This is a genomic window from Mycobacterium sp. (assembly GCF_035499775.1).
Lineage (GTDB): Bacteria > Actinomycetota > Actinomycetes > Mycobacteriales > Mycobacteriaceae > Mycobacterium.
The window spans coordinates 1-14,111 of the sequence record NZ_DATJYB010000053.1; the positions used below are offsets into that span (position 1 = coordinate 1).

Annotated in this window: 13 protein-coding genes and 1 pseudogene; 7 read left to right on the forward strand and 7 right to left on the reverse strand. The window is 67.1% G+C overall.

Annotation, left to right across the window (positions count from 1 at the left end):
- Nucleotides 1–556, forward strand: a pseudogene (locus VML93_RS03220) (hypothetical protein); the annotation flags it as partial.
- 14 nt (nucleotides 557–570) lie between these two features.
- On the forward strand, nucleotides 571–852 hold the full coding sequence (locus tag VML93_RS03225; RefSeq protein ID WP_325607628.1) for a DUF7161 family protein: 282 nt from the start codon (nucleotides 571–573) through the stop codon (nucleotides 850–852).
- A gap of 17 nt (nucleotides 853–869) precedes the next feature.
- On the opposite strand, the gene VML93_RS03230 is transcribed toward VML93_RS03225, so the two are convergent.
- Nucleotides 870–2,279, reverse strand: coding sequence for an amino acid permease (locus VML93_RS03230; protein ID WP_325607630.1), 1,410 nt, complete (start codon nucleotides 2,277–2,279; stop codon nucleotides 870–872).
- A gap of 22 nt (nucleotides 2,280–2,301) precedes the next feature.
- Between VML93_RS03230 and VML93_RS03235 the strand changes: the two genes are divergently transcribed.
- Nucleotides 2,302–3,234 (forward strand): LLM class F420-dependent oxidoreductase, encoded by a 933-nt coding sequence (locus tag VML93_RS03235; RefSeq protein ID WP_325607632.1) that lies wholly within the window; start codon nucleotides 2,302–2,304, stop codon nucleotides 3,232–3,234.
- On the opposite strand, the gene VML93_RS03240 is transcribed toward VML93_RS03235, so the two are convergent.
- Complete coding sequence (locus VML93_RS03240) at nucleotides 3,231–3,719, reverse strand: MarR family winged helix-turn-helix transcriptional regulator (RefSeq protein WP_325607634.1); 489 nt, start codon at nucleotides 3,717–3,719, stop codon at nucleotides 3,231–3,233. The genes VML93_RS03235 and VML93_RS03240 overlap by 4 nt on opposite strands.
- A gap of 80 nt (nucleotides 3,720–3,799) precedes the next feature.
- On the opposite strand from VML93_RS03240, the gene VML93_RS03245 reads away from it, so the two are divergent.
- Nucleotides 3,800–4,357, forward strand: a complete 558-nt coding sequence (locus VML93_RS03245; RefSeq protein ID WP_325607636.1) for an NAD(P)H-dependent oxidoreductase — start codon at nucleotides 3,800–3,802, stop codon at nucleotides 4,355–4,357.
- Nucleotides 4,358–4,491: 134 nt separating this feature from the next.
- On the opposite strand, the gene VML93_RS03250 is transcribed toward VML93_RS03245, so the two are convergent.
- The 3 genes from VML93_RS03250 to VML93_RS03260 all read right to left on the reverse strand — a co-directional run bounded on the left by VML93_RS03250 (nucleotide 4,492) and on the right by VML93_RS03260 (nucleotide 8,624).
- A complete protein-coding gene (locus tag VML93_RS03250; RefSeq protein WP_325607637.1) occupies nucleotides 4,492–5,826 on the reverse strand; it encodes an MFS transporter in 1,335 nt (444 codons plus the stop codon).
- Nucleotides 5,827–5,830: 4 nt separating this feature from the next.
- Complete coding sequence (locus VML93_RS03255) at nucleotides 5,831–6,979, reverse strand: LLM class flavin-dependent oxidoreductase (protein WP_325607638.1); 1,149 nt, start codon at nucleotides 6,977–6,979, stop codon at nucleotides 5,831–5,833.
- 61 nt (nucleotides 6,980–7,040) lie between these two features.
- Entirely contained in the window at nucleotides 7,041–8,624 is a 1,584-nt protein-coding gene (locus tag VML93_RS03260) for an alkaline phosphatase family protein (protein ID WP_325607639.1), read from the reverse strand.
- A gap of 115 nt (nucleotides 8,625–8,739) precedes the next feature.
- Here VML93_RS03260 and VML93_RS03265 point away from each other — a divergent pair, with 115 nt between their 5' ends.
- The 3 genes from VML93_RS03265 to VML93_RS03275 are packed head-to-tail and all read left to right on the forward strand — an operon-like array spanning nucleotide 8,740 to nucleotide 11,986.
- Complete coding sequence (locus VML93_RS03265; protein WP_325607644.1) at nucleotides 8,740–9,624, forward strand: alpha/beta hydrolase; 885 nt, start codon at nucleotides 8,740–8,742, stop codon at nucleotides 9,622–9,624.
- A 10-nt stretch (nucleotides 9,625–9,634) separates the two neighbouring features.
- A complete protein-coding gene (locus VML93_RS03270) occupies nucleotides 9,635–11,809 on the forward strand; it encodes an acyltransferase family protein (RefSeq protein ID WP_325607640.1) in 2,175 nt (724 codons plus the stop codon).
- Nucleotides 11,810–11,863: 54 nt separating this feature from the next.
- A complete protein-coding gene (locus tag VML93_RS03275) occupies nucleotides 11,864–11,986 on the forward strand; it encodes a hypothetical protein (RefSeq protein ID WP_325607641.1) in 123 nt (40 codons plus the stop codon).
- Nucleotides 11,987–12,025: 39 nt separating this feature from the next.
- Here the strand turns inward: VML93_RS03275 and VML93_RS03280 are convergent, their stop codons facing one another.
- Together VML93_RS03280 and VML93_RS03285 are read right to left on the reverse strand one after the other, a co-directional pair.
- On the reverse strand, nucleotides 12,026–12,721 hold the full coding sequence (locus tag VML93_RS03280) for an Rv0518 family GDSL lipase (RefSeq protein ID WP_325607642.1): 696 nt from the start codon (nucleotides 12,719–12,721) through the stop codon (nucleotides 12,026–12,028).
- Between the two features lie 27 nt (nucleotides 12,722–12,748).
- Nucleotides 12,749–13,999 carry an acyltransferase gene (locus tag VML93_RS03285; protein WP_325607646.1) on the reverse strand — a complete coding sequence of 417 codons (1,251 nt, stop codon included), beginning with the start codon at nucleotides 13,997–13,999 and terminating at the stop codon, nucleotides 12,749–12,751.
- Nucleotides 14,000–14,111: the final 112 nt, after the last annotated feature.

Genomic DNA, 14,111 nt, shown 5'->3' on the forward strand with positions numbered 1-14,111 from the left:
CCCCGCCCCCAGGACCAATGAACTCGGGATTCCCGGCTACCCCAACGCAACACTGACGTCGGAGCAAGCCCGCAATGTGTATACCTACGGCGAGCAGCAGATGAAGGCGCTGAACCAGCGACTCATCGACGAGGGCTTGAGTCCTGAGACGCGGGCCAAGACGCTCTCCGTCACCCGCAACGCGCTGCGGACATGGACGCGCGACCTGATGGTCGACCGCGCTGAAGCGGCCCGGCTGGCAGCCAACGAGAAGAACATGACCTGGGACGAGGTCGTCGAGAAGTACAAGGGCCAGGGCCTCAAGGGAGATGAGTTGTGGAACAAGATCATTGAGAGGTCGATGGTGAGCCGTGCATCGGTCAACGCCGGGCTGGGAGTCGATCCGGAGGCACCCGAGCTACCGCCGATGCCTGCTGTTCCGGGTGCTGCACCGGCGAGTGTGCCCGCCCCGGAGTTGCCCGAGATACCGGCGCCTGAGATTCCTGCGCCTCCGGTGATCGAGGCCCCGCCGATCGAGATACCGGTTGAGATTCCGTTTCCCATCATCGAGCCGTAGCAAAGGTAGTGATCATGATGTCGGGCGAGCGACCTGCCGTGACCGTCGGGCTGGACCAGCATGGGCTGCGTGGCCGCACGGCACGCATCTACGACCCGGACAGCGATTTCGTCATCGACGACAGTCTGGTGCCCGCGGAATTCACCGACGGCACACCGGCTTATCACGGCCAGTACGTCAAGATCGCCGATGACACCCCGAATCTTTATGGTGCGCTCACCGTCTACAAGCCGGGCGAACCGAACAACACCGTGACGTTGCAGCACTTCAATCTCGCTGTCGCGGTCGAGGACTGAAGGCGGCACCGGCGGCGTCACGGCGCGAGTGGACGACCGGACCGTCGACGGGCGCGACGCGCCCGGGTGCCGAAGTACAACCCAACCACCACCGCCCACGACAACAGGCTCAGCCACAACTGACTGCGCGCGGCGTGGTCGAACGCCATTTGCACCAGCACGGCGACGATGCCGAGGAGAGTGAGGATCGACAGCACCGGAAAGAACCACATCTTGACCCGCAGCTTCTCGGTGGGCGTGCGCCGGCGCAGCACGATCTGCGAGAGCGCGATCAGCAGGTAGACGAACAAGATGATGGCGCCCGACGAGTTGAGCAGGAACAGAAACACCGTGTTCGGCGCCAGCCAGGCCATCAGCACGCACAGGAAGCCCACCACCGACGAGCCGATGATGGCGACGTGCGGGACCCCGCGCGGGCTGATCTTGACCAGTTGAGCAGGCGCCTCGCCTCGGTCGGCAAGCACGAACAGCATCCGCGACGAGGTGTACAGACCCGAGTTCAGACAGGACAGCACCGCAGTGAGCACCACCGCGTTCATCAGCTGGTCCGCGCCCGGAATGCCCATGTGCTTGAGCGCGGCCACGTACGGCGAATCGCCGAGTGCCAACGAATTCCACGGCAGCACAACGACAATCAGGAAAACCGAACCGACGAAAAAGATCGCGATGCGCGCGACGACGGACCTGGTGGCCCGCTGCACCGCGCGCTCCGGGTCGCGGCTCTCGGCGGCGGCGATGGTCACGACCTCGGCGCCGACCATCGAAAAGATCGCCACCACAATGGCGGCGAAGACGGCCCACACTCCCTTCGGAAAGAAGCCGCCGTGAGATACCAGGTTGGAAAAGTCCAGCTGCCGACCGGGCCACAGCCCGAATGCGAAAGCCGTCGCGAGACCCAGGAAGACCACGATGGTCGCGACTTTGATTCCGGCGAACCAGAATTCGAACTCGCCGAACGACGACACCGAGAACAGGTTGGTCGCGGTCATCAGCAGCATCAGGCACAGCGACGACAGCCACAGCGGCGCCGGGAACCAGTAGTTGAGGACCTTCCCGCCGGCGACCGCCTCGAAGCCGACCACGATCACCCAGAAGTACCAATACAGCCAGCCGACCGAAAACCCCGCCCAGCCGCCCAGGGCCTTGCCCGCGTAATCGGCGAACGATCCGGTCGACGGGTCGGCGCTGGCCATCTCCCCCAGCATCCGCATCACCAGAATGATCAGCAGACCGCAGATCGCGTACGTCAGGAACGCCGCTGGCCCGGTATCGCGGATCACCACGCCCGACCCGACGAACAATCCGGCACCGATGACACCGCCGATGGCGATCATGTTCAGCTGCCGCTGCGACAGTCCCTGTCGCAGTTGCCGAGTCGCGCCCTCGGCGGCGGGCTCGGTCACATCCCCTCGGCCGCGCGGCTCCATCCTCGGACGCTAGCATCCGCCCATGGAATTCCGTGTGTTCGTCGAACCGCAACAGGGCGCCAGCTACGCCGACCAGCTCGCCGTTGCTCAGGCCGCCGAACGGCTGGCCTATGCGGCCTTCTTCCGATCCGACCATTACGTGGCCATGAGTGGCGACGGACTGCCCGGGCCGACCGATTCGTGGGTGACGCTGGGCGCGATCGCCCGCGAAACATCGGGAATCCGGCTCGGCACGCTGGTGAGCTCCGCGACGTTCCGCTACCCGGGACCGCTGGCCATCACGGTGGCGCAGGTCGACGCGATGAGCGACGGACGCGTCGAATTCGGCCTCGGCAGCGGCTGGTACGAGAAAGAGCACCGGGCCTACGGGATACCGTTTCCCCCGCTGGGCGAGCGGTTCGACCGGCTCGCCGAACAACTCGCCATCATTACCGGGCTGTGGACCACCAACCCCGGTGAGACGTTCGACTACTCCGGCCGGCACTACACCATCGCGAACTCACCGGCGTTGCCCAAACCCGTGCAAAATCCCCATCCTCCGATCGTGATCGGCGGCTTCGGCGCCAAACGCACTCCGGAGCTGGCCGCCAAGTACGCCGCCGAGTTCAACATCGCGTTCGCGCCGATCGACGTCGCTCAAGCCCAGCTCGAACGGGTGGCCGACGCGGTTGCCGCAGCGGGCCGGACGGACGATTCGATCGTCTACTCGGCCGCGTTCGTGATCTGCGCAGGCCGCAACGACGCCGAAGTGGCCCGTCGCGCGGCCGCGATCGGCCGCGACGTGGACGAGCTGCGCGCCAGCAGCCCGCTGGTCGGAACGCCCGCCGAGATCGTCGACAAACTGGGCCCGTGGCAGAACATCGGCGTGCGGCGCGTCTACACCCAACTGCTCGACCTTTCCGATCTGGCACACCTGGACCTGTTCGCCGGCGAGGTGATGTCGCAGCTGGGCTAGCTGGTCGACGACGGGACGGTCGTCCTTCGGTCGGCGGCGGCTGTGATGCGATGCAGCGCGTCGCCGAATTCGTCCAGGTCGATGTCCCCGAGCTGGTCGAAAAGATAGCGGCGCAGGCTCACGTTGTGAGTGGGCGTCGCCTCCTGGTAGCGCTTCAGCCCGGCGTCGGTGAGCACGGCGTTGTAGGCACGCGCGTCTCGGGCTGACTGTTCGCGGCGCACCAATCCCTGGGTTTCCAGGCGCCCGACGGTGCGGCTGATCGCCGAGAGCGACTGCTGGCAGCGCGCGGCGAGTTCGCTGAGCCCCAGCGTGCGATCCGGGGCCTCGGCCAGCCAGTCCAGCGCGACGTATTCGGTGTGCGACAACCGGTGTTCGCGCTGCAGGTCGGCGTCGAACTGCCGCGTCATCGACCAAAAGGCCGCGTGCAATGCCCTGATCACCTTGAGCTCCTGAGCCGTCCTCGGTGGGGGCACGCTTTGCGGCATGACCCAAATATTACCTCTTGCTTGTGCGCGCAAGCAAATGTATGCTTGTTGGCGCAAGCAACTATTGGAAGGAGACGCAAATGAGCGTCCGGATTCTCGCCCTCGTCGGCAGCCTGCGCGCCGACTCCTACAACCGCCAGCTCGCGGAGGCCGCCGTCAAGCACGCCCCCGACGGCATCGACGTGGAGATCTTCGAAGGCCTGGCCGAGGTGCCGTTCTACAACGAAGACCTCGACGAGCCCAGCGACGTCCCGGGCCCGGCGCAGAACCTGCGCGACGCCGTCGCGCGCGCCGACGCGCTGCTATTGATCACCCCGGAATACAACGGCACCATCCCGGCCGTGCTGAAGAACGCCATCGACTGGACTTCGCGCCCGTACGGGATCGGGGCCATCACCGCCAAGCCGGCCGCCGTCGTGGGCACCGCCGGCGGGCGCTACGGCGGGGCCTGGGCCCATGAGGACACCCGCAAAGCGGCCCGCGTCGCCGGGGCGCAGGTGCTGGACGACATCACCCTGTCCGTGCCGCTGGCAGGCGAGCGCTTCGCCGCCACCCACCCGGCAGACGACGACGAAGTCGCCGCTGCCCTGCCCGAGCTTCTGGTCAAGTTGGCCGCGGGCGCAGCAGCCGTCGGCTAGTCCCGGCGGGTGCCTCGTCGCCACCTCACCTCGGATGGCCCGCTCACCGAGACTGAAGTGAGGGCGTGATTTCGGCGTCAACCGCGACCTGTATGCAGTCTCGGCGCCACCAGTTCAGTCCCGGCGCGCCGAGCTCACAGATACAGATCACGGTCGCGGATCAGCGACGTTGCCACCACGCTAATCACCGCCGTCGCAACCAGATACGCGCAGCCCAGCCACGGCGTGCCGCCCGCGGCCGCGATCAGCGCGGTCAGGATCATCGGGGTCACCCCCGATGCGTAGACACCCGAGAACTGGTAGACGAACGACAGCCCGGTGTAGCGGGTGCCGGTCGGGTACAGCGACGAGAACAGCGTGCCCTGCGCGCCGTAGAACAGTGCGTGCACGACACCGAACACGACGACCATCGCCAGCCCGAACAGGAGCAGATTCTTGGTCCCGAAGAGCGCGAAGACGGGAAAGGCCGCGAGGCCGTAGCACGCCACGCCGACCAGATACACGCGCCGGGCTCCGAAACGGTCGGTCAACGCTCCCGAGACGGGCAACAGGACCGCCATCACCAGCGCAGCGATGGTCACCACGATCAGGACCGGCACCTTGTGAAAGCCCAATGCACCGGTGGCGTAGCTGATCGCGAAAACGCCCCAGGTGTTGAACGCCGAGCCTTCGGCCCAGCGGGCCAGCAGGCCGAGCAACGTGTTGCGCCGGGAACGGGACCCGCGGAAAATCTCGCGGATCGGAACGCTGGACTCGGCCTCGAGTTCGGCCAACTCCCGAAAGGCCGGCGTTTCGTCGACGCGCAGCCGGACCAGGATGCCGATCACGACCAGGACCAGGCTCAACAGGAAGCCGATCCGCCAGCCGTAGGCCAGAAACCGAGACGAACCGAGGACGACTTGCAAGTAGGCGAAAATGCCTGTGCCCAAAGCTAATCCGAGTGCAAGACCGATCTGCGGGATCGCCCCGTATCGGCCGCGCCGGTCACCGGGGCTGTGCTCGACGGCCAGCAACACCGCGCCGCCCCACTCGCCACCCAGCGCGAAACCCTGCAGCATCCGCAGCACCAGCAGCAGCACCGGCGCCCACACCCCGATCTGCGCTGCGCTCGGCAACGTCCCGATCAACGCCGTCGCCAGGCCCATGATCAGCATCGTCAGCGCCAGGCTGCGCTTGCGGCCGATCCGGTCCCCGATGTGGCCGAACACAACGCCGCCGATCGGCCGCATGACGAACCCGACGGCGAACGTCGCGAACGCCAGCAGGGTGCCCACCAGAGAACTTGCGTTGGGAAAGAACAACTTACCGAACACCAGGCCGGCCGCGGTGGCGTAGAGGAAGAAGTCGTACCACTCCACAGTGGTGCCCAGGAGGCTCGCCGCGACGACGGTGCGCAGCCTCCGTCGGCGCTCTGCGTCGGATTCGTCGAGGGTGTCCGCCGGCGCGACGGCGGGCAGCGTGGTCGCCATGTGACTAGTGCGCCGAAGCGACCGCGAACGGCGTCGACGCGGCCGGCTGTGTGGAACGGCGGTTGGGATCGCGCCACAGCCCCCTGCGCTCCAGCAGCGGCAGCACGCCCTCGCCGAACCAGTAGGCCTCTTCCAGGTGCGGATATCCCGACAGGATGAAGTGGCTGATGCCCAGTTCCGCGTATTCGGCCAATCGTTCGGCGACTTCCGCGTGCGACCCGACCAGGGCGGTGCCCGCCCCGCCGCGCACCAAGCCAACCCCGGCCCACAGATTGGGTGCGACCAGGAGCCGACTGCTGTGGCCGCCGTGCAACTTCAGCATGCGGCGCTGCCCTTCGGATTCGCTGCGCGCCAGGCTGGCCTGCACCCGCTCGACATCTGCCGGGTCGACGGCCGCCAGGAGCCGGTCGGCCTCAGCCCACGCCTGCTCCGAGGTGTCGCGGCTGATCACGTGGATCCGCAAGCCGAACTGCACATCCCGGCCCGCGTCGGCGGCCAGGCCGCGAATCCGAGCGAGTTTCTCGCCCACCGCCGGCAGCGGCTCACCCCAGGTGAGGTAGACGTCGGAGTATTTGGCCGCCACCGGACCGGCGGCTCCCGACGATCCGCCGAAGAACACCGGCGGCACCGGGTCGGGCGGGTTGTTCAGCGCGGCACCTTCGACCTGGATGTGGTCTCCGGCGAAGGTGACCGGCTCCAGCGACGTCCAAAGTTGGCGCACCACATGCAAGAACTCCCCCGTCCTGGCGTAGCGCGACTGCTTGTCCAGGAAGTCGCCGTAGGCCCGCTGCTCGTGCGGTTCACCGCCGGTGACGACGTTGAGCAGCAGTCGGCCGCCCGAGTGCCGCTGATAGGTCCCGGCCATCTGGGCGGCCAGGGTCGGGCTGAGCAGCCCGGGACGGAACGCGACCAGGAATTTCAGTGTTTCGGTGTCCTCGATCAGCATCGCCGTCGTCAGCCAGGCGTCCTCGCACCACAACCCGGTCGGGGTGAGCACGGCCTCGAAACCGTTGTCCTCGGCGGCCGCACAGATCTGGCGCAGGTACCGCAGCGTGGCGGGCCGATCGCCGTGCATCGAGGTGCCGTGGCCGCCCGCCACCAGATTCCGCGAATCCCCGTAGGTCGGCAAAAACCAATGAAATGCCAAGCTCATCCCCGCATCGTCCGGGACGGCGGCCCGCTACGGAACCATTGAAAACTGCCAGATTGAATCCCTACGGCGGGCTGCCGGTGCGCGCGTCGAGCGTCAGCGTCGGCTGCCTCGGGCCGCTGAAGTCGAACATCGCGGTAAGGACGCCGGCGCGCTCGTCGAACGAGTGATCGCCGATGCGGCCGGTGCTCCAGTTGTCTTCGACGAACCGCAGGATCGACGATTGGTCAGTCAGCGTGTGGTCCACGAAATTGGCTCTGGCATACGGCGATATCACCAGCAGCGGCAGCCGCGGGCCGTATCCGCAACGTCCCTGGTAGACGATCGGCGCCGGGCCCGCATCACCGCATCGGCCCGGGCCGTTCAGCGCGTCTTCGGCGGTGGCCGAGGGCGATACGATCGTCGGCGGCTTGTGGTCGTACCAGCCGTCGGAGTCGTCGTAGGCGATGACGATCGCCATGTCCTTCCAGTCCGGCAGCTTCTGCAGATGGTTGATCGTTTCGACGAGAAACTGCTGCTCATCGAGGGGATCGGAGTAGCCGGCGTGCGCATCCTGGTACCCGGGCGGTTTGAGGATGCTGACCGAGGGCAGATGACCCGAGTCGGCGGCGGCCCAGAAGTCGGACACGTCGTACTGATGGTTGGCCTGGTCGGAACGGCCGATCTTGTCAGTCGCGGTCGGTGGCAGGTGGTGGGGGTTCGCGGTGGACGCATAGTACTGGAACGGCTCGTGATGCGGGATGTAGTCGCCCCTGACGCCGAACGGCAACGCTCCGGTCTTGCCGGTCCCGCCGAGGATTTCGCCGATGTTGTGCGCCGCGTCGCATACCGCCGTGCCGTCGGGCTTGTGACCGGTGGGTTTGAAGCCGCCCTGAAAGTAGCCCCAGGTGACGCCCTTGGCGTTGAGCAAATCACCGATGTTCTTGTTGTCGGAGCTGAACTGGACCTGATCGCGGCGCGAACAGTCGTCGCCGAATGGCTGGGAATCGTCGGTCAGCGTGCCGTCCACCACCATGTTTGCCGGGAACGGTTTCTTGTCTGGCATGAATGTCTTTGCCACTCCATGCGTTTGGCCGGACACAAGGTTGATGTGGCCGGGTGTGGACGGGCCGAATACCGAGCCGTGGAAGTTGTCGCTCATCGCGTAACGCTGGGCGTAATTCCACAACGCCGTCACCGAGTTGCCGTCGTAGTAGCCCACCACCAAACCGTGCGTGCTGAACAGCGGCGCCGGGCAACTGTCGCCGTCGGCGTTTTCGACGAAGCGGTCCATCGCACCGCCGTTGGCGGCCAACTGCTCGGCCTGGTATGCGTGGTTCTGATCGCAGGTCACCTGCTGACCCGGCCCGCCCAACCGCATCGGCTGTACCGAATTGGGATTGTGCGTCAACAACTCTGACGTGAGGCCGTCCACCGCGGGCGTGTCCGGTTTGGCCGTGAACGGTTGCCCGTCGATGTTCGCGGCATGCGGATACGTCCCGAAGTAGTGGTCGAACGAGATGTTCTCTTGAAAGATGACCACCAGGTGACGAATTGGTGTCGTCGGTGCGGGTTCCGCGGTGGGGGGCGTGGGTTGTCGGGTACATCCGGCGACGAGGACTGACGCAGCGACGACGGCGAGGACACGTCGCGGGGTAACGGTAACCATTGCGTTGAAATACTAAGTCGGCCAGGCCTACCGGGTACGCAATGTCACCGCGGTATCACAAACCTCTTCCAATTGCGGCGTGGCAGTAGCGATGAACCCGGGTCAGCGCGGCATCATGACTATCGTGCCTGAGCTGACCCGACGAGCGTTACTGCGGATGGGGGCCGGCGCCAGCGCGGGAGCCGTTGCCGTGTGGGCTTTGGGCGCGCTGCTGGATCCGCTCGAATCCCAAGCAGCGCCGGTACCGCAGGCCCCTTCTCCGTTCGAGCCAGCGACGGCGGGCAGCAACCTACCCAACCGGCTCACCGGCTCGTTCGTCTCGAAAGCTCGCGGCGGCGTCGACACCAACTGGGTGATCGTGCTGCCCCCGGGCCACAACGGAAAGCCGTCGTCGCTGCGACCGGTGATCGCGCTGCACGGCAAGGACGGCAATGCGGGCCAGATGCTCGAGCTCGGCGTCGAGGACGCCCTGGCCCGAGTGGTCAAAGAGGGTAAACCGCCGTTCGCCGTGGTGGGTGTCGACGGCGGCAGCGATTGCTACTGGCACAAAAGAACTTCGGGCGAGGACTCCGGCACGATGGTCCTCGAAGAGCTGTTGCCGATGCTGTCCACGATGGGCATGGACACCTCCCGGGTGGCCTTCATGGGCTGGTCCATGGGCGGATACGGGTCGCTGCTGCTGGGCTCGCGGCTGGGTCCGGCCCGGACCGCGGGGATCTGCGCGATCAGCCCGGCGCTGTACACCTCGTTCGGCAACAGCGCCCCCGGGGCGTTCGACAGCGAAGACGACTGGTCGCAACACAACGTGACGGGCCTTCCGGCGCTGAACTCGATTCCGCTGCGGATCGACTGCGGCACCTTCGACCGCTTCTATCCGGCCACCCGCGCGTTCGTCAACCAACTGAAAAAGCCGCCGGCGGGCAGCTTTTCGATGGGAGGGCACGACGTGGGCTACTGGCGCACGCAGCTGCCCGGCGAGCTGACCTGGATGGCGACCTAGCGAAGAGACCATGACAGTCCGGCAGGCGAACACCACAGGGCCACCCCGCACCACGGGACCACTCCGCACCGCGGAGCGGCCGCCTGAACGGACCGGTTTCCGACCGGACATCGAGGGCTTGCGCACCGTGGCGGTGGTGGCCGTCGTCCTCTACCACGCCGGCATTCCCGGCGTCTCCGGCGGCTATATCGGCGTGGACATCTTCTTCGTCATCTCCGGCTTCCTCATCACCGGGCTGCTGTGGCGTGAGATCACCACCACCGAGACCGTCGCGCTGGGCCGCTTCTACGCCGCACGGGCCCGGCGCCTGCTGCCCGCCGCGGCCACGGTCGGCGTCGCCACGGCGATCGCTTCCGCCGCGGTACTGCCACCGTTGCAGGCGCGCAGCGTCTTTGTGGACGGCATCGCCAGCGCCCTGTATGTCGGCAATTACCGGTTCGCTAACCAGGGCACCGATTACCTGGGCTCGGCCATACCTTCGCCGTTCCAGCACTACTGGTCGCTGGGCGTCGAGGAGCAGTTCTATCTGGTGTGGCCGATGTTGATCATCGGCACCGCGTGGCTCGTCCGTCGCAAAAGCGCCACCACATCCGGGGCGGCGCCGTATGCGGTGGTCCTCGGGCTGGTCACCGCGGCCTCGCTGACCGCCGCGGTGCTGTGGACCCGGATCTCGCCGCCATGGGCGTTCTTTTCGCTGCCCACCCGCGCCTGGGAATTGGCCGCCGGCGGCCTGGTGGCGCTGACGATCACGCAATGGCGCCGGCTGCCGCTGCTGCCCGCCATGATCGTGGGTTGGGGTGGGCTGGCGCTGATCCTGCTGACCTGTACGCAGCTGGGCCCGCACACTCCCTACCCCGGCACCTCGGCGCTGCTGCCGGTGCTGGGCACCGCCCTGATCCTCGGCGGCGGTTGTGTCACCGGCGGTTTGGGCGTGGGCCGCGTGTTGTGCAAGCCGGCGATGCGGGCCGTGGGCCGGGTGTCGTACTCGTGGTACTTGTGGCACTGGCCGGTGCTGCTGTTGATGCCGCCGCTGCTCGGCGAGCCCGCGGGCCTGCCGGCCAGGCTGACCGCGGTCGTCGTCTCCGCCGGGCTCGCGGTGATCACCATGTATCTGGTCGAGAACCCCGCCCGGTTCGCCGCTGCCTTGCGTGGGTCGGCCAAAGCCAGCCTGGCCATGGCGGCCGGGGCCACCGCGGCCGCGGCGTGCGCCTGCCTGCTGCTGCTGACGCTGGTACCGGTGCCGACCGGACACGGACCGGCCGCCCCGGCGGCCAGCATCGCCGCGCTCAGCCCCACGGCGGCACCCGCCGCCGATCCGGTCCGCGACGCCTTCGCCCAAGCGCGCCAAGCGATCTCGGCGGCCGCGAACCAGCGGGCCGTGCCGTCGAACCTGAACCCGTCACTGGCCGCGGCGCCGGGCGACAAGGCGGCGGTATTCGTCAACGGATGCATGCGGTCCTGGCGTGACGTAGGACAGAGCGAGTGCGCCTCAGTTGTCGGCGATGCCGGCACCGCGTCGCCGACGACGGTGGCGCTGGTCGGCGACTCGCACGCCGCCATGTGGGACCCGGCCTTCCAGCTGGTCGCCGAACAGCGGCACTGGCGGCTGGAGACGATGGCCAAGGTGACCTGCCCGCTGCAGGAGCTGCACATCGTCAGCCCCTACCTGGGCCGCGAGTACACCGAGTGCGAACAGTGGCGCGGCCAGATCATGGCCCGGTTGAAGGCCGAACGGCCGCGACTGGTGGTGCTGAGCATGAGCCGGCGTTACGGCGCGGACTTCAGCTTCACCTCCTACGACCCGGCGTGGATCGACACCCTGGGCCGCACCGTGGCCGAACTGCGCCGCATCGGCGCCACCGTGCTGGTGCTGGGGCCGGTCGACGATCCCCAGGGATCCGTGCCGACGTGCCTGTCCGCTCACCTCGACGACGCCACCGCGTGCGCGCCGGCACGTTCGGTCGCGGTCAGGAGCGGCGGTATCGCCGCGGAGCAGACGGCAACCACGGGCGGCGGTGGACACTACGCGGATGTGACCGACCTGTTCTGCGCCGCCGATCGCTGCCCGGTGATCGTCGGCAACACCCTGGTGTTCCGCGACGACAACCACATCACGACCGAATACGCACAACTACTGGCGCCTGTCATCGGCGCGCTGGCCGACCGCGCCTTGGCGGACGGGTGAACTTCCATGCGACGTCAAACGTCATAGAAATGAAAGGGTTTTTGGAGGTTTGAGATGAGTCTGGGGGCGGGTTTGTTGTTGGTTTGCATTTCGGCGGCGCCGATTGCGGGGGTCGGCCTGGTGCAGCTGCAGGCCCGCCTCGAGCGCTGGGACTACGAGCGGCACGCGAACGACTGACGCATCCGAACACGTTGTGCCACTGGCCATTTAGGCGCTTTACCGTCGCAACTGTGCGCTGATGAGCGGCGCGATCTTGTCCGCCAGGTACTTATGTCCCGCGTCGTTGGGGTGCACGCCGTCGGGACCGATCAGGTCGGGCTTGTCCAGGAACCAGCGTTCGAAGATCGGGTCGGACCACGCCGCCCCCGCGGCCTGGGCCGCATGGAAGAGGACGTCGCGAATCTGCAGCACGGGCACGGGTACCGCGGCGGTCGGCCACGGTGGGCCGATCACCAGGAACCGCGCGCTCGGCGCAAAGCGGCGCGCCAGATCGAAAGTGGCGCGGACCTTTTCGGCCAGCAGCCCGAGATTGACGCCCTGATCGTTGCGGGAGCCGAAGAACACCACCAGCACATCGCTGGGCTTGACCGCCCGGGCCGCCAGATCCTCGAACAGGCTGCCCTGGTCACCGGGGACGCCGTAGCCGGCCCGGCCCTCGGCCGCCACATCGGCTGCGACCCGCACGCCTTGCCGACGGAGCGTCTGCCAGGCGCGAGCGGTCCACGCATTGCGACCCAACCCACCCAGGTCGGTGCCGGTGGTGTAGGAGTCCCCGACCACCGCGACGTGGTTCAGCCGGAAATCCAGGCTCAGGGTCTGATAGGCGGGCGAACCCACCGGGCGTGCCGGGCAGCCAAAGACCACACCGGCCAGCACCGCCACACCGACGACGAACGCGACTAGCCGGCTCACTACCAGATTCGTGCGCACAGCCAACCGTCACACCGCGCGGGCTGGAACTGCTTCCAGCGCTTCGTCGATCTCGTCGAGCACGGTTTCGGGCTCGGCAACGGTCGGCTTGCTGGGATCGTGGCCCGCAGGCGTGGCGGGCGCGTCGACCATCCTGCGCATCCAGCGGCGGGCGGGCTCCTCGACGGAGTGATACAGCAGGATCGACAGCGCCACGGCGATCGCGAGCAGGCCGAAGATGTTCCACCGCCACGGGTTGTCCGGCAGCCACGGCTGCAGGTGGAAATTCACCACGGCCCAGGTCCAGGCGGTGTGCACCAGCTCATGAACCATGTACAGGCAGAACGAGATCTCACCGCCGTAGACCATGAACCGCGCCGACAGCAGCCTGGGCAGGCTGCCCACCCCTATCGCGAGCGTGATCACCAACGGCACGAACAGCAGGTCCACCACGCCGCCGCTGTCGTACACGCCGGTTATCGGGAACGTCTTGAACAGGTAGAGGATGCCGACGATCGCGGCGACCAGCAGCAGGGAAAGGTATCCGGCGATGCGGCGGCCGCGATCGGTCGGCCGCAACCTGCGCACCGCGGCACAGGCCACCGCGCCGGCGGTGAATTGCGTGACGATCCGTGGCAACCAGCTCCACGGTGTGTAGAACACCCCGCTGGACAGCAACAGCAGCACCGGCGGCAATGACGCGGCGAAAGCCAGCAAGATCAGGCCCCGCGCCCGCGTCGCATGCTGGATCCGCCAGATCACCAGCACCAGCACACCGAACAGCAGGTAGGCCAGCCACTCCGCACTGATCGACCAGGCCGGCCCGTCCCAACTGGACAGATCGAAGAACGGCTGAAACCACAGCTGCACGAGTAGCACCTGGCGTACGTAGCTGATCGCGGTCAGCCGACCGATGTCGGGCGACGGCGTGTGACCGACGTGCAGCGTGAGGATCCACCACACCGCGGCCAGGTGCAAGGTGACCAGGTACACCGGCCACACCCTGGCCAGCCGCAGCCACAGGAAGTGCACGGTGGCGCGCAACGAAAACGAATGACCCATCCGGTCGAGATAGTTGTAGGTCAGCACAAACCCGCTGAGGATGAAGAACAGGTCGACGCCCTGGGCACCGCAGTTGAGCACCGGCGCGAGGTTCTCGCGCAGATCAGGCGAGATATCGGCCACCATAGGCCGGAAATGAAAGAGCACCACCCAGACCGAGGCGACGATGCGGAGCCCCGTCAGGGCCTTGATCTCGCCCTTGGTCTCGGTGCCCACGATGTTCTTTCCGTCTGGACTGTGCTGTCTGGTCGGCTGACCGCGCGGTCCCGCCCTGTCACAGCCCCCCGACTGGCAACCGGCAGCCATGGCAGCCTAACAGCGCGACCCCGGC